17 protein-coding genes are annotated in these 18,790 nt (G+C 62.0%); 3 read left to right on the top strand and 14 right to left on the bottom strand.

The features are described 5' to 3' along the window. Positions 1 to 2: 2 nt before the first annotated feature. The 6 genes from ACFQ6H_RS04405 to prpD all read right to left on the bottom strand — a co-directional run bounded on the left by ACFQ6H_RS04405 (position 3) and on the right by prpD (position 5,853). Positions 3 to 476: a MerR family transcriptional regulator gene (locus ACFQ6H_RS04405; RefSeq protein ID WP_378644220.1), complete on the bottom strand. Its 474-nt coding sequence runs from the start codon at positions 474 to 476 to the stop codon at positions 3 to 5. Between the two features lie 10 nt (positions 477 to 486). Beyond that, positions 487 to 1,347, bottom strand: a complete 861-nt coding sequence (locus tag ACFQ6H_RS04400; protein WP_378644217.1) for an SDR family NAD(P)-dependent oxidoreductase — start codon at positions 1,345 to 1,347, stop codon at positions 487 to 489. Between the two features lie 60 nt (positions 1,348 to 1,407). Then, positions 1,408 to 2,190, bottom strand: coding sequence for an enoyl-CoA hydratase (locus ACFQ6H_RS04395; protein WP_378629270.1), 783 nt, complete (start codon positions 2,188 to 2,190; stop codon positions 1,408 to 1,410). A gap of 125 nt (positions 2,191 to 2,315) precedes the next feature. Further along, the gene (locus ACFQ6H_RS04390) at positions 2,316 to 3,437 is read right to left on the bottom strand and encodes a bifunctional 2-methylcitrate synthase/citrate synthase (RefSeq protein WP_378629267.1); all 1,122 of its coding nucleotides are present in this window, start codon (positions 3,435 to 3,437) and stop codon (positions 2,316 to 2,318) included. Continuing rightward, positions 3,434 to 4,351 (bottom strand): methylisocitrate lyase, encoded by a 918-nt coding sequence (gene prpB, locus ACFQ6H_RS04385; protein WP_378644215.1) that lies wholly within the window; start codon positions 4,349 to 4,351, stop codon positions 3,434 to 3,436. The genes ACFQ6H_RS04390 and prpB overlap by 4 nt, the downstream gene beginning before the upstream one ends. Then, the gene (gene prpD, locus ACFQ6H_RS04380) at positions 4,351 to 5,853 is read right to left on the bottom strand and encodes a 2-methylcitrate dehydratase PrpD (protein ID WP_378644212.1); all 1,503 of its coding nucleotides are present in this window, start codon (positions 5,851 to 5,853) and stop codon (positions 4,351 to 4,353) included. The genes prpB and prpD overlap by 1 nt, the downstream gene beginning before the upstream one ends. Before the next feature lie 168 nt (positions 5,854 to 6,021). On the opposite strand from prpD, the gene ACFQ6H_RS04375 reads away from it, so the two are divergent. Further along, entirely contained in the window at positions 6,022 to 7,443 is a 1,422-nt protein-coding gene (locus ACFQ6H_RS04375) for a short-chain fatty acyl-CoA regulator family protein (protein ID WP_378644209.1), read from the top strand. Positions 7,444 to 7,524: 81 nt separating this feature from the next. Further along, positions 7,525 to 8,520, top strand: coding sequence for an endonuclease/exonuclease/phosphatase family protein (locus tag ACFQ6H_RS04370; protein WP_378644206.1), 996 nt, complete (start codon positions 7,525 to 7,527; stop codon positions 8,518 to 8,520). A 69-nt stretch (positions 8,521 to 8,589) separates the two neighbouring features. Here the strand turns inward: ACFQ6H_RS04370 and ACFQ6H_RS04365 are convergent, their stop codons facing one another. From ACFQ6H_RS04365 to ACFQ6H_RS04340, 6 genes are all read right to left on the bottom strand, one after another. After that, positions 8,590 to 9,828 (bottom strand): DUF222 domain-containing protein, encoded by a 1,239-nt coding sequence (locus tag ACFQ6H_RS04365; protein WP_378644204.1) that lies wholly within the window; start codon positions 9,826 to 9,828, stop codon positions 8,590 to 8,592. A gap of 114 nt (positions 9,829 to 9,942) precedes the next feature. Continuing rightward, entirely contained in the window at positions 9,943 to 11,847 is a 1,905-nt protein-coding gene (locus ACFQ6H_RS04360) for an alkyl/aryl-sulfatase (protein ID WP_378644201.1), read from the bottom strand. 83 nt (positions 11,848 to 11,930) lie between these two features. After that, positions 11,931 to 12,254, bottom strand: coding sequence for an SHOCT domain-containing protein (locus ACFQ6H_RS04355; RefSeq protein ID WP_378531639.1), 324 nt, complete (start codon positions 12,252 to 12,254; stop codon positions 11,931 to 11,933). 24 nt (positions 12,255 to 12,278) lie between these two features. Next, positions 12,279 to 12,707: a DUF6325 family protein gene (locus ACFQ6H_RS04350; RefSeq protein WP_317551990.1), complete on the bottom strand. Its 429-nt coding sequence runs from the start codon at positions 12,705 to 12,707 to the stop codon at positions 12,279 to 12,281. 70 nt (positions 12,708 to 12,777) lie between these two features. Next, positions 12,778 to 14,049, bottom strand: a complete 1,272-nt coding sequence (locus tag ACFQ6H_RS04345; protein WP_378531637.1) for a nitrate/nitrite transporter — start codon at positions 14,047 to 14,049, stop codon at positions 12,778 to 12,780. A 45-nt stretch (positions 14,050 to 14,094) separates the two neighbouring features. Then, a complete protein-coding gene (locus tag ACFQ6H_RS04340; protein ID WP_378644197.1) occupies positions 14,095 to 15,090 on the bottom strand; it encodes an aldo/keto reductase in 996 nt (331 codons plus the stop codon). Between the two features lie 101 nt (positions 15,091 to 15,191). Between ACFQ6H_RS04340 and ACFQ6H_RS04335 the strand changes: the two genes are divergently transcribed. Continuing rightward, positions 15,192 to 15,749, top strand: a complete 558-nt coding sequence (locus ACFQ6H_RS04335; protein WP_378644194.1) for a TIGR03086 family metal-binding protein — start codon at positions 15,192 to 15,194, stop codon at positions 15,747 to 15,749. Here the strand turns inward: ACFQ6H_RS04335 and ACFQ6H_RS04330 are convergent. Both ACFQ6H_RS04330 and ACFQ6H_RS04325 read right to left on the bottom strand, forming a co-directional pair. Next, positions 15,746 to 17,020 (bottom strand): alkaline phosphatase family protein, encoded by a 1,275-nt coding sequence (locus ACFQ6H_RS04330; RefSeq protein ID WP_378644191.1) that lies wholly within the window; start codon positions 17,018 to 17,020, stop codon positions 15,746 to 15,748. The genes ACFQ6H_RS04335 and ACFQ6H_RS04330 overlap by 4 nt on opposite strands. Further along, positions 17,017 to 18,705 carry an alkaline phosphatase D family protein gene (locus tag ACFQ6H_RS04325; RefSeq protein WP_378531593.1) on the bottom strand — a complete coding sequence of 563 codons (1,689 nt, stop codon included), beginning with the start codon at positions 18,703 to 18,705 and terminating at the stop codon, positions 17,017 to 17,019. The genes ACFQ6H_RS04330 and ACFQ6H_RS04325 overlap by 4 nt, the downstream gene beginning before the upstream one ends. Between the last annotated feature and the right edge of the window lie 85 nt (positions 18,706 to 18,790).

The raw sequence follows: 18,790 nt of genomic DNA, 5'->3' as shown, positions 1-18,790 counted from the left end.
CGCTACTCCTGCTCCCCGGTTCGCCCACCGTACGTTGCAATCTTGTACTCCGTCGCGGCCAGAGACAGCGTGAGTTCCTTGATCTGCCGCCGAACGGTGTCCCGGTGCTCGAGCAGCATGTCGAGCCTCTCCGGAACTGTCCCTTCACCGGCGTCGACCAGTTCGACGTAGTGATGCAGGTCGCGAATCGCCATACCCGAGATGCGCATGCGGGTCAGAAACACCAGCCTGCGAACAGATTCCGGACCGTACACACGATGTCCGCTCGAGTCACGATCGACCTCGACCAGACCGATCTTCTCGTAGTAGCGCAGCGTATGTGCCGAGACATCCAGCAGGTCCGAGACTTCGGCGATCGACATCGGGTCCTGAACGTCCCCTGCATCGACGAGTCGGTGAATCACCTCGATCGACATTGGCCCGTCCACTTCCCCAAGTGCCTCGAGCGCCTTACGCATCAAGTCTTCGGTAGCCATGACTCTCAGCCTAGAACGGGCGGACAGGTCCGGCAGCATCCGCGAAATCGGCGCTACGAGCCAGGTCGGCCCAGACGGATACCTCGGCGAGATTCTTCCGATACGACGCGGACACCCGCTCCACGGCTTCCTTTCCGAGTGGCAGACGAAGTGGCATATTCTCGCTGTGCACAAGCGAGGTGATGATCTCTGCTGCCTTCTCCGGATCACCCTCCTGAACGCCGTCTGCCGCCGCCATGTCCCGCAGAACGGGATCGAGCAAATCACGGTATTCCGAAGATGATTCGGCGAAGCTCAGAACGCCAGGCGTGTTGAATGCCGTACGGAATCGGCTGGGCTCGGCGATCATCACCCGAACGCCGAACTGCGCGACCTCACCGGCAAGAGCCTCCGACCAACCCTCGAGAGCGAACTTCGACGCCGAGTACGCCCCGACACCGGGAAACGACATCCGGCCACCTTGACTGCTCATCTGCACGATCGTCCCGCTGCCCTGCGCCCGCATCGACGGGAGGACGGCGCGCACCAACGCGGCGGGTCCGATCAGGTGCAGTTCCATGAGATCCCGCAAGGTCGAATCGTCCACCATCTCCGCCGCGCCGACCATCCCACGACCGGCATTGTTGACCAGCACGTCGACGCGACCGAAACGCCCGAGCGCATGTTCGACGACGCCCGGAGCTGCTGCGGTATCTCTGACGTCGAACGTCACCGCCGAGAACCGATCCGGATTCGCCGACGCAATATCTGCAACGGACTCGGGACGACGAACTGCAGCGACTACCGCGTCCCCCGATCGAAGTGCAGACAGTGCGAGTTCACGTCCGAAACCCTGAGAAACTCCAGTGATGATCCAGGTCTTTGTTGTCATGGTCGGCAACGCTAGGGGTTAGAGCGCGCTCCAACGCAAGCCTGTGGTTCTACCGCCGAACTACACGCCGGCCCAGACCGGTCGCTCGCCGCGAAGGAAACCGTCGACACCGGCTTTGAAGTCGTCACTGCTGTAGATCATGCTCATCAGATCGTTGTTGTCGGTGACCGATCGGGTCCTGATGCGGCGCAGGGACTCTCGGATCGTCCACACGGTCATCGGGGCAGCCGCCAGCAGTTCCCGCGATACCTGGGCAGTCAGGCTCGCGAACTCTGTCTCTGTTGCACAGTCGCTGAGGAAGCCGTTCCGCAGAGCCTCATCGCTCGACATGACCCCCGCCCGAGCGACCAACGACATCAGACGCGAACTGCCGATCCTGTCCGCCAGCAACGCCACGGAATGGATTGACAACGAGTTTCCGAGTGTGCGCGCGATCGGAAGGCAGAAGCGGGACCCGTGCGTCGCGATCCGCACGTCGCACGCCGCCGGCAGCAACAGCCCTGCGCCCGCGCACACGCCGTCGATGACCGCGAGGGTGGGGACCCTCACTTTCTCGAGTTCGGTCAGCACGCCGACGAACCGACTTTCGTAGTCGAGTCCGTCGTGAAAGCTCGAGAAAGTCTGAAAGTGGCCAATGTCGGAGCCCGCCGAGAACGCCTCTCCCCCGGCTCCGCGGAGGGTAAGTAACCGAATCTCGCGGTCGGAGTCGGCGCGCCGGCAGGCTCCGGCAATGGCGTCGTACATCTGCGGGGTCAACGCGTTGCGCTTTTCCGGCCGGTTGAACACGACGTCGAGCGTATGGCCATGACGGATGATCGAGATGTCTTCGTGCGTTTCAGTCATGACACTCACGCTATTTCCGGTAGAGAAGAAGCGAAACACATTGCACTTGAATATCTTTGCGAATTAGAGATGCAAAGTTGCAGATAGTGCGAACAGAGAAACACTAGAGCAGTGTCATGCCACCGTCATGCCACGACAGTTCGCTGTGGCACGCCCGAATACTGGCTCAGCGGCCGGATCAGCGCATTGGACTGCCCCTGCTCGATGATGTGCGCCGTCCATCCGGTGATACGACTCATCACGAAGATCGGCGTGAAGATCTCGACGTCGAAGCCCATGAGGTAATACGCAGGGCCGGTAGGGAAATCGAGATTCGGCTTGATTCCGGTTGCACTGACCATCGTCTTCTCGAGGATCTCGTACATCTGCACCCACTTCGCGCCGTCGGTCGCCGCCGCGACGTCGAGGAGCGCCTGCTTCATGGTCGGAACACGCGAATCACCATTCTTGTAGACGCGGTGCCCGAAGCCCATGACCTTTTCCTTGGCAGCCAACTTCTCCGACATCCAGGCTTCCGCGCGATCGGGGTCGTCGATCTCGAGCATGTCGTGCATGACGGCTTCGTTCGCGCCGCCGTGCAACGGGCCCTTGAGGGTGCCGATCGCAGCGGTCACTGCGCTGTAGATGTCCGAAAGTGTGGACGTCACAACGCGCGCGGCGAACGTCGAGGCGTTGAAGGAGTGCTCCGCATACAGGATCAGCGAGACCTCGAAGGCCTTCACGATGGCCGGCTCGGGAACAGCGCCGAAGCACATGTTCAGGAAATTCTCGGCGAAACCGAGATCCGGCTGCGGCGGGGTGGGATCCTGACCGCGGCGGCGGCGGAAATCAGCTGCCACGATGGTCGGCAGTACAGCCGTCATCCGCAGCGCCTTGGCCAGATTGGCCTTCTCCGAGTTGTCGTCCTCCGCCGGATCCTCGGCGCCGAGGTAGCTGATCGCCGTCCGGACCACGTCCATCGGGTGGCAGTTGTCGGGCATCTTGGCCAGGAGCGAGAGCAGTGAGCGATCGGCGCGGCGCGCCGCACGCTCACGCAGACAGAGCAATTCGAGCTGCTCGGGCGTCGGCAGTTCGCCGTACCAGAGCAGGTGCGCAACTTCTTCGAAGCTGCAGTTCGCGGCAAGGTCCTGCACTGCGTAACCGCGATACGTCAACGAATTCGTCTCGGGCACTACCTTGGAGATCGCCGTCGTGTCGACGACAACTCCGGCCAAGCCCTTGTAGATCGTCGGAATCTGTTCGGTCATGTCCTACTCCCCTCCAAGCTGAAATTGAAAATGCCACTGTCGAATTCGTTGTAGCGCTCGTACTCGAGAATCTCGTACAACCTGCTGCGATGCTGCATCTCACCGAGCAGTCCTTCTTGAGTGCCCTCCGCAAAAATCTCACGCAGGCCCTTTTCGATGGCGAACATCGCCAACCGCAGGGTGGTGACGGGGTAGATGACGGCGTTGAAGCCGATCTCCTCCAACGTCTTCGCCGAAATGAGATTCGATTTCCCGAACTCGGTCATGTTGGCGAGGAGCGGAGTGTCGACTGCTACGCGAAACTTCTCGAAGTCGGCCTCGGTGGCCAAGGCTTCTGTGAAGATCAAGTCGGCACCGGCGTCCGCATAGGCTTTTGCTCGCTCGATGGCTGCGTCGATACCGTCAATTCCGGCAGCATCGGTGCGCGCGCAGATGACGAAGTTGGGGTCACGACGGGCCGACACCGCAGCGCGAACACGGCGAACCATGTCTTCGGTGGGCACGATCGCTTTGCCGTCGAGGTGCCCACAGCGCTTGGGGTTGATCTGGTCTTCGAGGTGGAGTCCGGCTACTCCGTCGTCCTCGAAAATGGTGACCGTTCGGGCGGCACTCATGGGTTCACCGAAACCCGTGTCGGCGTCGATGAGCGTCGGGAGGTCGGTGACCCGCGCGATCTGCTTGCTGTGGCCGGCGACCTCCGTCAACGTGGTCAGTCCGATGTCGGGAAGCGCCAACCCGGCGGAATATGCACCACCGGATACGTAGACACCTTCGAACCCGATTTCCTGAATCAGCTTGGCTGTCAGCGGATTGATGGCACCTGGCAAGCGCTGAATCTTGCCGGAGGTCAGCCCGGCACGGAAAGCGATGCGTTTGTCGGCTGCGGACGTCGATGCTGCGATGAGGCCCGTCATCAGAAGAGTCCCTTGGCGACCTTGGGTGCCCGAGCAAGGACGTTTTCGGAGACGGTGAAGGTCAGCTGATCGAGCTCGCCGGCCTTCAGCTGCGCTGTGCGCTGTGCGGCGTCCAGGAAACGATCCTGTTCGCTCGGCTCGATGACGCCCTCGGCGAGGGTGCGGAACTTCGCAACGTACTGATCGCGAGCGAACGGACGTGCGCCGAGCGGGTGCGCGTCGGCCACCGCCAGCTCGTCGACAATGACTTCGCCGCTCTTCAAGGTGATCTCGGCGCGAGCACCGAAAGCCTTCTCGTCCGGATCCGTCGAGTGGTAACGGCGTGTCCATCCGGGGTCTTCGCGTGTGGAGATCTTGTTCCACAGCTCGATCGTGTCCGGGCGCTGTGCACGCTCGGGCGCGTAGGAGCGCTCGTGGTGCCAGGTGCCGTCCTGCAGCGCAACGGCAAAGATATACATCACCGAGTGGTCGAGGGTTTCGCGTGACGCGGTGGGGTCGAACTTCTGCGGATCGCCGGAACCGGTGCCGATGACGACGTGGGTGTGGTGGCTGGTGTGCAAGACGATCGAGGCGATCTGGTCGAGATCGCCGACACGAGAACGCATTCGGCGAGCGAGGTCGATCGGCGCCTGGCTCTGGTACTCCGCGGAGTGTTCTTTGGTGTACGAGTCGAGGATGGCGCGCTTCGCCTCACCCGAACCGGGCAGCGGAACGTGGTACTCCTTGTCCGGGCCACCGAGTAGCCAGGCGATGACACCGTCTTCGCCTTCCCAGATCGGTGAAGGTGCACCTTCACCGCGCATCGCACGATCGACTGCCTCGACGGCAACCTTGCCTGCAAGCGCAGGCGCGTATGCCTTCCAACTGGAGATCTCGCCCTTGCGAGACTGCCGTGTCGCCGTCGTGAGGTGCAGCGCCTGACCGATTGCCTGGTAGACCGTCTCGGTGCCCAGACCGAGCAAAGTTCCGATACCGGCGGCGGCCGAAGGGCCGAGGTGTGCGACGTGATCGATCTTGTGCTCGTGCAGGCAGATAGCCCGAACCAGGTCGATCTGAATCTCGTAGCCGGTTGCCAGACCACGAATCAGGTCCTTTCCGTCACGGCCGGTGTGCTGAGCGACGGCGAGGATCGGCGGGATGTTGTCACCGGGGTGCGAGTACTCGGCGGCGAGGAACGTGTCGTGGAAATCGAGTTCACGAACCGCGACGCCGTTGGCCCAGGCGGCCCATTCAGGCGAGAACGTACCGGGGATACCGAACACGGTGGAGCCCGGCGTATACGGATGCGACTGTGCTTGCGCCCGCGCATTCACCACGGGACGGCGCACCAGGGAGGCGGCAGCAACCGCCGCGTTGTCGATGATCCGGTTGACGATCATGTCGGACGTGGCATCGGTGACGTCGACGGAATCCGTCGCAACTTCCGCGATCTTCCACGCGAGGTGGTCTTCCTTGGGGAACTCTTCGGCAGAGCGGTGGGTGCGTACGAGATGCGTCTTCATCGATCCTCTTCTCACGTGCTTCGGTATCTATTTGCACGCTACGCAGCGCGTTCACCGCGGGATAGGCCCTCGCAATTGCCTATTTGTGCAAAAACAATCCTGCAATGTTGCGAATGTTGCGAACGGCTTCTCGGTAGGGTGAACGCGATCGGCACCGAGGAGAATTCGATGAAGAAGATGTACGCGGGAGCGCGGCTGCGACGACTGCGGGAAGAACGAAACCTGTCACAGTCCGCACTGGCAAAGGCACTCGAACTCTCCCCCAGTTATGTCAATCAACTCGAGAACGATCAACGACCGCTGACGGTCCCCGTCCTCCTCAAGCTCAACGCCGAGTTCGATCTCGACGTGCAATTCTTCGCTTCCGATTCCGACGCACGCCTGGTTGCGGACGTTCATCACGCTCTGACCGAAACCTCGGAATCCGGGGACGTATCGCTGGCGGAGGTGGACGAATTGGTGGCCCGAATGCCGGCGGTCGGACGCACCCTCGTGATGTTGCACCGCCGCCTTCACGCCGCAACAGAGCAGTTGGACCAGTTCTCGACGCAGTTGTCCGGCGAGACAGCATCTGATGTGTCTTTGGTGCCCATGCCTTACGAGGAAGTTCGGGACTTCTTCTACGACCGAAAGAATCACATCGCCGTACTCGACGACGCTGCTGAGCGGATGTTCGTGGACAACGGACTGTCCGTGGGCGCAGTAGACCTGCAACTGGCACGACTGCTTCGCGACCAGCACGGCGTCACCGTGACGATCCGCACGGACGAACCAGACAAGCTCGGCCCCAAGCGCTTCTACGATCCGGACAAGTCGATCCTCACCCTGGCGCGACGTCTGTCGGCAGGACAACGCGCGTTCCAGATCGCGATGCAGTTGGCCTTCTTCACACAGGCCGACGTGATCGATACCCTTGTCGCTGAGGATGAATCGCTCAGTTCGGAGTCCGCGGCACTGGCGCGTATCGGCCTCGCGCACTACTTTGCCGGCGCACTGCTACTCCCGTACAGCCAATTCCTGGAATCCGCCGAGGCCCTGCGATACGACATCGACCTGCTCAGCCTCAAATTCGAGGTCGGCTTCGAAACCGTCTGTCACCGGTTGTCCACCCTCCAACGACACGGCCAGCGCGGCATTCCCTTTTTCTTCGTCCGAACCGATCGTGCCGGCAATATCTCGAAGCGTCAGTCTGCTACCGCTTTTCACTTCTCGCGAGTTGGCGGAAGTTGCCCGCTGTGGGTCATCCATGAGGCATTCGCGAGCCCCGGACGCATCCTCACCCAGGTCGCGAAGATGCCCGACGGTCGGACATACCTCTGGGTGGCGCGCACTACCCACAGCGGCGGACTCGGATACCTCGCACCTGAGCGGAACTTCGCCGTCGGGCTCGGTTGCGACATCGGCTACGCCGATCGCATGGTCTACTCCCACGGAATCCAGACGGACGACCCCGCGACCATCGTGCCGATCGGTGCGGGGTGCAAGGTCTGCGACAGACCGGCGTGCTCCCAACGCGCCTTCCCTCAACTCGGTCGCTCGATCTCCGTCAGCGAGAACAGCAGTAGTCATCTGCCGTATCCGCAACAATAGGACGCAAACAGTCGGGCACAAACAGTCGGGCGCACCGACTCCACCTGCAGTTTCCCGGAGCTACGACGCTCTTCTGCTTCCATGGAGGTCATGCAACCCGATACCGTGACCCCGCGCCGGCGTGTTCTTCGCCGCCTTACTGCCGTGGTTGGTGTTGCCGGAATCGCGACTGGTCTGGCCGCTTTGGCCGCGACCGTGCTCGACGTCGATCACAACATCGTGATCGTTCTGGCGTCCGTGGCACCTCTGTTGATGATCGCACCGCTGATCAGCGCCGTGGTCTCGGGTATCGGGCGCCAGTGGATCGTGTGCGCCGCCTCGATCCTCGTCCTTGGGTTGTTCGGATGGTCTGTGAGCCCGCTGTACATCGGTGGCACTGGGGAATCGACGTCCGCGACCGGCCCGTCGATTCGAATCATGCAGGCCAACTTGATGGTCGGTGCAGCGGATCCGGAGTCGCTTGTGGCGACGGTTCGCGGACGCAACGTCGACGTCGTGACCGTCCAGGAGTTGACATACCAGGAAGCCGAAGCCCTGAAAGCCGCGGGACTGGAAGAAGTTCTGAGCCACCAATTCCTGGTCCCGTACACCGACGGCGGTGGCGGAGCCGGCATCTACAGTCGCTTTCCGCTCTCCAATCCGCGTAGTCTCGACGGATTTTCACCTGAAACACTCTCCGCCGAGCTGAATGTCGGCTTGTCTCAACCGGTCACGCTTTTCGCAGTACATCCGGCACCGGCCTACATCTCACCGGCCTCGGAGTGGGCGGCCGAGCAGAGAAGGCTCGGGTCCTACATGGACAAAGTCGCCGGGCGGGACAACGTGATAGTGAGCGGCGACTTCAACGCGTCGTACTCGAACAAACAGTTCCGGAATCTTCTCACGAACGGATACACCAGCGCCGCCGACCAATTGGGTTCCGGCCTGATCCCGACCTATCCGACCGACAAATGGTTGCCGGCCGTGGTCGGTATCGACCACATCATCACGAAAGGCGCCGTGGCGACTTCCCTCGAACGGATCAAGATCGAGGGATCCGATCACCACGGCTTGATTGCCGACATCACGTTGTCTTGAGTTAATACTGGATTGAGCAAGCACCGGGGCATGGTTAGGCCCCGGTGCTCGCGTCTGCAGTTGTCGCGTTCATGCCGCTGTCGGTGGGCTGTTCCCGCCGATCGGATGCTGGAACGGATCGATCGACATCGGCGGATAGAACACCGCCTTCCGATCCGGGCCGATCTCGACCCGCCACTGCGTGTGATGCATCGTCCGATGATGATGACCGCACAACAGAATCAGGTTGTCGAGATCCGTTGGGCCACCATCGTTCCAGTGAACAATATGATGAGCATCGCACCACCCCGATGGAGTCCCGCACCCCGGAAACGCACACCCACCATCACGCACAGCCAACGCCCGCCGCTGGGGTACCGTCGCCGTTCGCACTTCCTTGCCGCAGTCGAGCGGAACACCATTCTCGTCCAACAAAATTCGGGTGACGGTGCAGTCGCAGGCCAACATTCGGGCAGTGTCGATGCTGATCGGGCCCACCCAATCCGTCCACGCGAACCCCAGTTCCTGAGTCGACGGCAGTAGATCCTTCAGCGCCTGCAGATCCGTCATGTCTTTCGCGCTGGCCGTGACAGTGATGTGCGGTTTCACCCCGCCCTCGATCGGACCCAACCCCGCCCGCTCGTACCGCCGCAGCAGTTCGCAGAACCCATCCGCCCGCCGTAGCGCCGGAGTGCGGGTGTCCTTCACGCCGTCCTTCTCCGGCGTCGGCGCCGACAGGCTCGACAACAACGTGATCAAACGTGCCCCGTTGATCGCATCCAGATCGCCCTTCACCGACACCCGCCCGTACAGGCCTTTCGAGGCATAGAACTCGTTACGCTCCGAATCCTCACCCACCGGGACGCCGTCCTCACGCTTGCCGTACTGCTTCTCGATCCGCCGAATCGCCGCCCGCACAGCATCACAATCCGCGATGTTCTTCGACGCCAACTCCAACAGGATCCCGCGGGCCTTGTCCACATCCGCCGGCGTCATGTTCTTGGGCGGATGCTGACAAAACGACGCCACCTGACGAGCCTTCAACGCATCAACGTCACCCCGGTGAAAAGCATCCGCGACAACAGGTTCGAGCAACAGCAACCGCGCCAGACTGACCAACAGACTGCACTCACCGATCTCCACATTCGTCGAACCATGCAACCACTGCGCGATCGCCCGAAAACCCTTCCCTACCGCAGCCTCCCGGGAAAACATCTCCACGATCAACAACACCATCCGCGACTGCAACTCATGCCGGACACGCACCAGATCCAGAACCTCACACTTGAGGCCCTCGCCATCCAGCTGCCACGCATCGCGGCTGTTCATACCGAAAGTTTAATCGAACATACTTTCGATAACCAGAGACATAACGGACAACTTCAAGAACGCTCACAACTCGAGACCTATTGAAGTACAGACTCGTTCGCGAGTGAAACAGCACTAGGTCGGAGTGACTATCGCAAAATTTGGATCCGGCTCGTCAAGGTAACCGGCAAGTTCTGCGAGCTTCGCCGGGTCGCCGGAAGCCGAGATGGTTCCATTCGCGATCTCAGCACCCAAGTCCGCACCGCCGAGCAGCACACCGAGCAAGTCGCGCCGACTCAGACCGAAGGTTGCATCCACAGACCCGGCGCCCTCGAGTGGATCGATATCGAAATGAATCAGAACTCCGTTGCTGAGTTCCGTTCGGTGAACGATGTTTTCGTCAGTGATGTTCCAATCGATGACGATGTGCGATCCCGCTGCGCGCACTCCGTCCACGCGCAGCGATACTGCATCGAAGACTTGACTCACCGACAGCGCCGCGGTGATGTCGGGCGCCGCGGCAACCGTGGGCGTTCCCACCGAGCCGTTGCGCAGTTCGTATGCACCGGTGAGGTAGAAGTTCCGCCACGTACCGTTCTCGGCGCCGTACCCGAGTTGCTCGAAGGTATCGGCCTGCAGGTTCTTGGCCTCGACGTTGTCCGGTTCAGCGAAGACGACGTAGTTCACCACCTGCGCAACCCAGCGAAAGTCGCCGCGCTCGTAGGATTCCCGAGCTTTTCGTAACACTTCTGCTGATCCGCCCATGAACTCCACGTGACGCTTGGCCGATTCGACGGGTGGATGCTCCCACAGATGCGCAGGGTTGCCGTCGAACCAGCCCATGTAGCGCTGGTAGATGGCCTTGACGTTGTGACTGACGGAACCGTAGTACCCGTGCGTGTGCCACGCCTGCGCCAATGCAGGTGGCAGCTCGATCGATTCGGCGATCTCGAGACCGGTCCACCCCTGGTTGATTCGACGAAGTGTCTGATCGTGGAGGTACCCGTAGAGGTCGCGCTGCAGTGACAGGAACTCGGTGAGCCGCTCGGTCCCCCACGTCGGCCAGTGGTGGGACGCAAACAGAACGTCGGATCGTGAGGCGTAACGATTGATCGATTCCGTCAGGTACGCAGACCAGACGTGAGGATCTCGCACGAGGGCTCCGCGGAGCGTAAGCAGGTTGTGGAGAGTATGAGTTGCGTTCTCCGCCATACACAGTGCGCGCAAGTCCGGGAAGTAGAAGTTCATCTCGGACGGCGCCTCGGTACCGGGCGTCATCTGGAACTCGATCCGAACGCCGTCGATCGTCTCGGTATGACCCGTTTCCGAGATGGACACCGTCGGCGAAATGAGCGTCGGCGTGCCGGTGGAGGTGGTCTGCCCCAACCCGGCTCCGACGCTACCTCGAGGGCCTCGGGGTAATGCCGCCCCGTACATGTAGGCCGCGCGTCGACCCATTGCCGTTCCCGCATAGACGTTTTCCTCGACAGCATGCTCCACGAGGCCGGTCGGGGCGACGATCACGCATCGCCCGGCAGCGACATCGTCGTCGGTGGTCACCCCTTTGACCCCGCCGAAGTGGTCGATGTGCGAATGCGTGTAGATCACCGCGACGACTGGTCGATCACCACGGTGCTCCCGGTACAACGCGAGCCCAGCGGCGGCGGTTTCCCGAGAGATCAGTGGATCGATGACGATGATTCCGGTCTCCCCCTCGATAAACGTCATATTCGAGAGATCAAGTCCACGAATCTGATAGATCGAATCCGTCACCGCAAAAAGTCCCTGCTTGGCGACCAACCTCGACTGACGCCACAAGCTCGGATTGACCGTTGGCGGGCACTCCTCATCAAGAAAAGCGTAGGAGTCGTTGTTCCACACAACTTTTCCGTCCGAACCGGTTACCACTCCCGGATCGAGCGCGGCAACGAAACCTCGCTTTGCATCGGTGAAATCGGCGTCGTCGGAGAACGGCAGAGTCTCGGCGACTCGGGAGTTCGCCGCTTCGATTGCGGCAGATGCTGCGCGGGGGTCGATCATTGATCAGCCTTTCATGCCGAATTGCGGCAATGCCGTATTGCCGCTTGTTTTCGAGGGAAACCGTGTTGAGGGAAATCGCAGGGCTAGCTCAGCAACTGCGCCTTCGCGGCCGCGAACTCTGCGTCGGTCAACAAGCCGGACTGGTGAAGCTGTCCCAGTTCCTGCAATTTGGAGACCAGATCGTCGGCGCCGGAGGGGGGAACGGACTGTACGGGAGCGACCTGGGCCGGTGGGGCCTGTTGCTGCGGGTATTGCTGCTGGTACGCCTGCTGCTGTTCGTCAGCCTTGCGCTGGCTCCGTCGATCCATGGCGTTGGACGTCGCTTTTGCGGTTCCAGCCACTACCGCAGTGCGCGCTACCGTGCCGAGCAATCCGGGCCGCCCTCTGCGTCCACCTCGAAAAACCATGCCGAACTCCTTAGGTAATTGTCGCTACTGAAATGCTGCTTCGACCGCTGCGACGACTACCTCGCGCGGGATCTGAACGTGTAGGACTACTTCGCCGCCGCCGCCGCGAACCGTCGACGCGAGTTCGCGCGCCCACGTCTGCTCGTAGACGATGACTGCGGCGGACGTGCCTGGTTCGAGTGACTCGCGGACCACGTCCAGATCCTCGTCACTGATCAATGCCTTGGCTTCGATGGACAGTATCGCCAGTCCGATGTCGGTGAGATCTTCGTCGACGTCGATCTGCGATACCTGTCCGTCGGCGTCCTTGGCGATGTAGACGAGGTCGAGCAGAGTGACAAAACCTCGTTCCACCACGTTCTGCAGCGCGGCGACAGCTTCAGGATCCACAGTTGAACCTGGGAATGCCAGCACCACGAGCTCGACCGGTCCGATGTTCATTGCGTCGTTCATCCATCAAGCCTGGTGGCTCCGGCGCGCAGTGACCTCACCCGCAGGGGATGAATTACCTGCCGCGATCGAACTATTTGTTGCGGCGTATGACTTCGCGAATCGGGCGCACGTGTACGCCCTCTGCCGCGAGTTCGCGTCGGGCCTTACCTCTGGTGACGAGTACACCGATGATGCCCAGAACCCAGACGGGATACTGCACCATCCAGGCGACGCGGAAACCGTCGAACGTGTATCCGCCCATGTGTCCGAGGATCACGCCCATCACTTGAATCACGATGAGCGAAGCGAGGAATCCGCCGATGTTGACCATGCCCTGCGCTGTGCCCATCGCCGAACTCGGATTGGACGTGCGCGCGTAGTCGAAGCCGATCACCGAACCCGGCCCGCCCACCGAGATCACGACCACCAGGATCGTCAACAGCCAGAGCGGAGACGGTTCACTGCGTGAGAGCACGATCGTCCACATGAGCGCACTGGCAACCATGATGGTGAGAACCAACCACGATCGACGCATGGGATAGCGACCGGTCAGGATTCCCAGGATAGGGCCGGCCACGATTGCCGAGATGACCGACAGCGTCAACAGCGAGCCGACGGTCGCGGAATCGAGGCCCTGAGCCGACTTCAGATACGGCACACCCCACAGCAACGCGAACGTGGTGATCGAGAACTGCGTACCCATGTGACTGAAGAACCCGAGACGTGTGCCGGGTCGCATCCACACCGTCTTGATCTGTCGACCGATCTCCGTGGCACCAGCCGGCGCTGCCACCACTTCGGCGCCGGGCGGCGCATCGCGAATGACCGTCAGCGCAAGAACGAAGGCCAGAACCCCGACGGCCGCCGCGCTGCCGTAGGCGAACGTCCAGCCCGGCCCGGTCAGCAGAAGCATGAACGGCAGGGCGGACAGAACCTGACCCAGCTGACCGAGAATGCCGGTGAACTGCGAGACCAGTGGCACCTGCCGGGGCGGGAACCACTGCGGTACCAATCGCAGCACCGAGATGAAGGTCAGAGCGTCTCCCGCACCGACGGCGATGCGCGCACCGATCGCAACGGGCAGCGATTCGGTGAACGCAAGCGCCAACTGCGCGGACATCATGATGAACGCACCGACAGCGATCATGATCCGCGAACCGTAGCGGTCGAGGAGAACGCCCGCTGGAATCTGCATGCCCGCGTACACGACGATCTGCAGCACGACGAAGCTCGACAGGACGCTGGGAGAGATCGAGAACCGGTCAGCGGCAGACAGACCCGAGACACCGAAGGAAGTGCGGTGAAGCACGGCGATCACGTAGGCAAAAACACCGACACCCCAGACCAACCACACTTTTTTCATCGGGTCTGTATGTTACTCCTGTCTTTCGCAAGGCTCAGGACATGATCATTCGCGGCCCTGAGACACCCAATTCAGATCGGCCGAACGGAAGCCTTCGGTGATCGCGGCGAGTGAGTCGAGACGCGCGATCTGGTCTTCGCTCAGAACGACGTCCAATGCTCCGGCGTTTTCCGTGACGCGGGCAGCAAACCGAGTGCCGGGAATCGATACGGAAGGCAATCCGTACTGACGGCCCTTGGCGTCGAGCCATGCCAGGGAAACCTGTGCCGGCGTCGCGCCGAGCTCGTCGCCCACCGCACGGACCACGTCGAGAACCTTCTGATTAGCAGGGAGCGCGCTCTCTGAGAAGCGAGGGAAGCGTCGACGCAGGTCGTTGTCACCGAGCGTCTCCGCATCGAACGACCCCGCCAAGAAGCCTCGACCGACGGGTGAGAAGGGTACGAAGCCGACTCCGAGTTCCGCGGCGGTCGGCACTACTTTGTTCTCGACGTCCCGACTCCAGATGCTCCATTCCGACTGGATCGCCGCGATCGGATGTACCCCGTACGCACGACGCAGTTCGTCACCGGTCGCTTCGGACAGGCCGATGTTGCGGACCTTGCCCGCCTTCACCTGCTCTGCGATCGCGCCGACGGTGTCTTCGATCGGGACGTTCGGATCGACCCGGTGCAAGTAGTAGAGGTCGACATGATCGACGCCGAGTCGTCCCAGAGACTCGTCGAGTGCCTGCGGTACGTAGGCCGGGTCTCCGTTGATCCCGCGCTGACCGTTGGCGATGTTGCCGACCAGCCCGAACTTCGTCGCCAACTGCACCTCGTCTCGACGGTCTTTGAGAAGTTCTCCCACCGCACGCTCACTCGAGCCCTCGCCGTACACGTTGGCGGTGTCGATGAACGTGATCCCGATGTCCACCGCATGATGCAACGTGGCGAGCGCCTCGGCCGGATCAACGGGGCCGTAGACAGGGGCGACGGACATCGCGCCGTATCCCTGGGCACTGACGGTGAGACCTTCGGCCAGAGTGACGGTGGGGACGGTCATGAAAACTCCTCGATTCGACTGAGCGACAACCTCGACAGTCTTCACCGAATCGACGCCTCACGCACCGATTAACGTCACGCTGATCGGGTTACCCTCGAGTGATGGCATTCGATTGGCTCGAACTCGTGCTCACCGCCCACCGCGAATTCGGTTCACGACTCGCCGCAGTCGAGGACTGGAACGCACCCACGCCTGACTCCGACTGGCAGGTCGAACACCTCGTTCGCCACGTCATCGAGGAGCAGCAATGGGTACCGCCGCTCCTGGCCGGACTGACAGTCGGCGAGGCGACACCGGATATCCTTCCCGTCGGGGACGATCTGTGGACCGAATGGCAGAAGTATTCCGATGCCGCCATCAAGGCATGGAAATCGACGGACCTCAGTGCCCACGTTCACCTCTCGTACGGCACGGTGAAGGTGGAACCGTATCTACGCCAACAGACCTCGGACGTCACGATCCACACCTGGGATCTCGCGCGAGCAGTCGGCGCGGACGAGCGACTCGATCCCGACCTCGTCGAGGCCGTCTGGTCCGACCTCGACGGGCAGCGCGACATGCTCGCCGAGAGCGGCCTGTTCTCCGCTCCCGTCGACCTTCCTGACGATGCGTCGTTGCAGGACAGGCTGATTGCTTTGACCGGTCGCGACCCTCGCTAGACGTTCAGCGACACACCCGCCGTGCGGGCGACGCCGTCCCACCCACCGGCAGGTGCACCGAGGCCGAGCAAAGCAGCAACCGTCGGCGCGACGTCGATCGTGCGAGCCTGCGTGTCGATCTTCCGTCCGCCGTCGAGAGCGGGATGCCCACCACTGAGAAAGAACGGGATGGGCAGCGTCACGAAGTGACCGTGGTTGCCGGGAATCGGGTTGGACAGTGGAGTCGGATCACTGAACCGCCAACCCTGAGCGCAAAACGCAACGACGTCACCGGCATTGGTGCCGAGATCGAATTCGGCCGGAAGGTGGCTGGATTCGACGCCGTCGACTCCGTCCACGATCTGCTGAATCCGGCTGACGGCTTCGGCCCGTTCGCCATCGGGTCCGACGAAGTAGATCAGGTCTGCGCCACCGTTCTGGGCGATCCGAATCTTGCCTGCCAACAACGGGTCCGCGTTCAGCGGTCGATCCAGGCCGATGAGCCTCGCGGGCTCCGACCAGTCCATCGAATGGTCGGCCAACACGATCAGAATGCTCCGATTCCAACGACCGGTGTCGTGAAGGAAGTCGACGAAGCGGCGAACCTGGTTGTCGGTGTTCTGAAGTGCGGCTGTGCGGGCGATACGGATGGACGGACCGGACAGATCCAGGTGGCCGACGCGATCGACGTCACCGAGATTCGTGAACGACAGTCGCGGCGAGTTCCCGCCGACGACACGGATCAGGGCGTCGATCGTGAAGTTGTCCGGCGCATGCTCTGTACCAGGAACAAGCGGCTGAGGATCCCACACCAGTGAGGCGCGATCACCGAACAGCCCGTGCAAGTAGCGCTTGGACAGCACACTCGCAGTGGTCAATCCGAGTTCGGTGCGCACCCGATCCAGAACCGTCGAGGTCTGCAGGTCGGAAGGCCGATCGAGGTCGCGCTTCTTGTCGATGGCCGGATCGTAGACGGAGTTGGCCGGCACTCCCGAACGCATCGGCAGCACTCCCGTCATCATCGCCGTGTGGTTCGGCAGTGTCTCCGCGATCGTGATGGCGCTGGCATCCGGGTAGTGGATACCGCCGGCCGCAAGCCCGGTGAGCGTCGGGGTGAGCTCCGATCGCAGCTCGTCCGGCCGCATGCCGTCGACGACGATGACATGCACGTCCAGGTCTGGGATACCAGCGCTGGTGGGAACACTCGCGCGAGCGGGTGTGCCGAGCAATGCCGATCCCGCAACAACACTTCCACCGATCAGAACGCTACGCCGCGAAACTTCGATGCTCACTGGTCGACTCCTGGTCGGTACGAGGCCTGATCGAGGGCGGCCGAGGTGGGTGAGACTCTACTGCCAGCACCTGCCGGTAGGCGGTAGCTCACGGCGTAGTGCGCGTTACTCTGCGGATTGGTGAGATCGTCGACGTAGTACCAGTCCATCTGGGTACCTTCGCGGGCGATTTCGAAGACGCCGTAGCCGTGCGAATCCAGTTCGACGTACCGCACGTGTCGGTTCACGGCCTTGAATGCTTCTTCTGCCGCAACGGTTACCGTGCGCGGCGGTACTTTCAGCATGTCGTCGATGTTGGGGGACGTCACCGACGGGACGACGAACTCGGCGCCGACGGTCGGTCCACCCGGATAGTTGGCGGCGTTGGTCGGTAGGTCGCACGCCCACGACGTGTGGATGTCACCGGTGATGAAGACTGTGTTCTCCACGCCGTTCGAGGTGATGGCGTCGAAAAGCCTGGTGCGGTCGGTGGTGTACCCGTCCCACTGATCGGTGTTGTACGGGATTCCAGCGTGCGGCACTCCCACCAGTTCGGTCAACGCCGCGGTGGTCGCCGGTTCGAGCGGCGGGAACACGCACGGCGTGATCATGACCGGATTGCCGACGATCTTCCACTGTGTCGGGGAGCTGACGATCCCGTTGGTCAACCAATCCATCTGTGCGCGTCCGGTAATGGTGCGCGACGGATCGTCGACCTGCTTCATCGTCGGCTGCTCGTCACGGTAGGTGCGCAGATCCAGCATCGAGATCTCGGCCAGATTCCCGAAGCGGAACCGGCGATACAGCTGAACATTCGAGCCACTACCCGACGGTCGGACAGGCATCCACTCGAAATATGCCTTGGCCGAGTTCGCCTTTCGATCAGCCCAATCGCCTTCGACACCTGGCGTGTGGTTTTCGGCGCCGTCCCGGTACGCGTTGTCAGCCGATTCGTGGTCGTCCCACGTGGTGATGAACGGGAGCTTCAGGTGAAGTGCTGCCAGATCCGGGTCGGTCTTGTACTGCGCGTGCCGTATTCGGTAGTCGGCCAGAGAAATGATCTCGTGGGCCGGCTCGTGCAAACGGATGGATCCGTTCCGCGCGCCGTACTCCCCCTGCCCGTACTCGTAGATGTAGTCACCGAGATGGATGATCGCGTCGAGGTCTTCGCGGAATGCGAGGTGGCGGTAGGCACCGAAATACCCGGCCTCCCAGTTGGAGCAGGACACGACGCCGAAGCGGAGACGATCGAGATCTGCCGAGTGCGACGGAGCCGTGCGGGTGCGGCCCACCGGGGAAACGGCCGAACCCGCAGTGAATCGGTACCAGTACGTCGTCGACGAATCGAGTCCGGTGACGTCGACCTTCGCGGTGTGATCGGAATCTGCCGAAGCGGCAACACTTCCTGACGCAACGACGCTCGCGAACCCCTCATCGGTCGCGACCTGCCAGTTGAGCGTCACCGTCGGCCCGACGCCCGAACCCGGCGTCGCCTCTGCCGTTGGGGTGATGCGGGTCCAGATGATCACCGCATCCGGCAGCGGGTCACCGGATGCCACGCCGTGCGCGAAGCCCGGGCTGCCACCCGGAACCGCGGCACCGGCGTGGCTCGCCGAAGCGACACCGAGACCTACTGCGCCGGCGAGGGCCGCCGATCCCTGCAGCAGGCCACGTCTGGATATTCGATCGAAGGCATTCGTGTGCACGCTAGGAGTGAACCCGCACCTGAACGGGCGTTCAAGAGAGCTTCGGGATGTTCACCCAGGCTTCGCCTGCGCTTCTCTGGAAGTT

The sequence above is a fragment of the Rhodococcus sp. NPDC056506 genome (assembly GCF_042794945.1).
In the GTDB taxonomy this organism is placed as follows: domain Bacteria; phylum Actinomycetota; class Actinomycetes; order Mycobacteriales; family Mycobacteriaceae; genus Rhodococcus_F.
The sequence above is the reverse complement of the archived record's forward strand: the minus strand, read 5'-3'. Positions and strand labels throughout refer to the sequence as shown.

Bases quoted from the DNA above. Each gene is read 5' to 3' on its own strand.
- prpB (WP_378644215.1), bottom strand. From the start codon at position 4,351: ATGACGGGCCTCATCGCAGCATCGACGTCCGCAGCCGACAAACGCATC.
- ACFQ6H_RS04350 (WP_317551990.1), bottom strand. From the start codon at position 12,707: ATGAACGACGCAATGAACATCGGACCGGTCGAGCTCGTGGTGCTGGCA.
- ACFQ6H_RS04365 (WP_378644204.1), bottom strand. From the start codon at position 9,828: ATGAACAGCCGCGATGCGTGGCAGCTGGATGGCGAGGGCCTCAAGTGT.
- ACFQ6H_RS04360 (WP_378644201.1), bottom strand. From the start codon at position 11,847: ATGATCGACCCCCGCGCAGCATCTGCCGCAATCGAAGCGGCGAACTCC.
- ACFQ6H_RS04400 (WP_378644217.1), bottom strand. From the start codon at position 1,347: ATGACAACAAAGACCTGGATCATCACTGGAGTTTCTCAGGGTTTCGGA.
- ACFQ6H_RS04355 (WP_378531639.1), bottom strand. From the start codon at position 12,254: ATGGTTTTTCGAGGTGGACGCAGAGGGCGGCCCGGATTGCTCGGCACG.
- ACFQ6H_RS04345 (WP_378531637.1), bottom strand. From the start codon at position 14,049: ATGAAAAAAGTGTGGTTGGTCTGGGGTGTCGGTGTTTTTGCCTACGTG.
- ACFQ6H_RS04395 (WP_378629270.1), bottom strand. From the start codon at position 2,190: ATGACTGAAACGCACGAAGACATCTCGATCATCCGTCATGGCCATACG.
- ACFQ6H_RS04375 (WP_378644209.1), top strand. From the start codon at position 6,022: ATGAAGAAGATGTACGCGGGAGCGCGGCTGCGACGACTGCGGGAAGAA.
- ACFQ6H_RS04335 (WP_378644194.1), top strand. From the start codon at position 15,192: ATGGCATTCGATTGGCTCGAACTCGTGCTCACCGCCCACCGCGAATTC.
- prpD (WP_378644212.1), bottom strand. From the start codon at position 5,853: ATGAAGACGCATCTCGTACGCACCCACCGCTCTGCCGAAGAGTTCCCC.
- ACFQ6H_RS04370 (WP_378644206.1), top strand. From the start codon at position 7,525: ATGGAGGTCATGCAACCCGATACCGTGACCCCGCGCCGGCGTGTTCTT.
- ACFQ6H_RS04340 (WP_378644197.1), bottom strand. From the start codon at position 15,090: ATGACCGTCCCCACCGTCACTCTGGCCGAAGGTCTCACCGTCAGTGCC.
- ACFQ6H_RS04390 (WP_378629267.1), bottom strand. From the start codon at position 3,437: ATGACCGAACAGATTCCGACGATCTACAAGGGCTTGGCCGGAGTTGTC.
- ACFQ6H_RS04405 (WP_378644220.1), bottom strand. From the start codon at position 476: ATGGCTACCGAAGACTTGATGCGTAAGGCGCTCGAGGCACTTGGGGAA.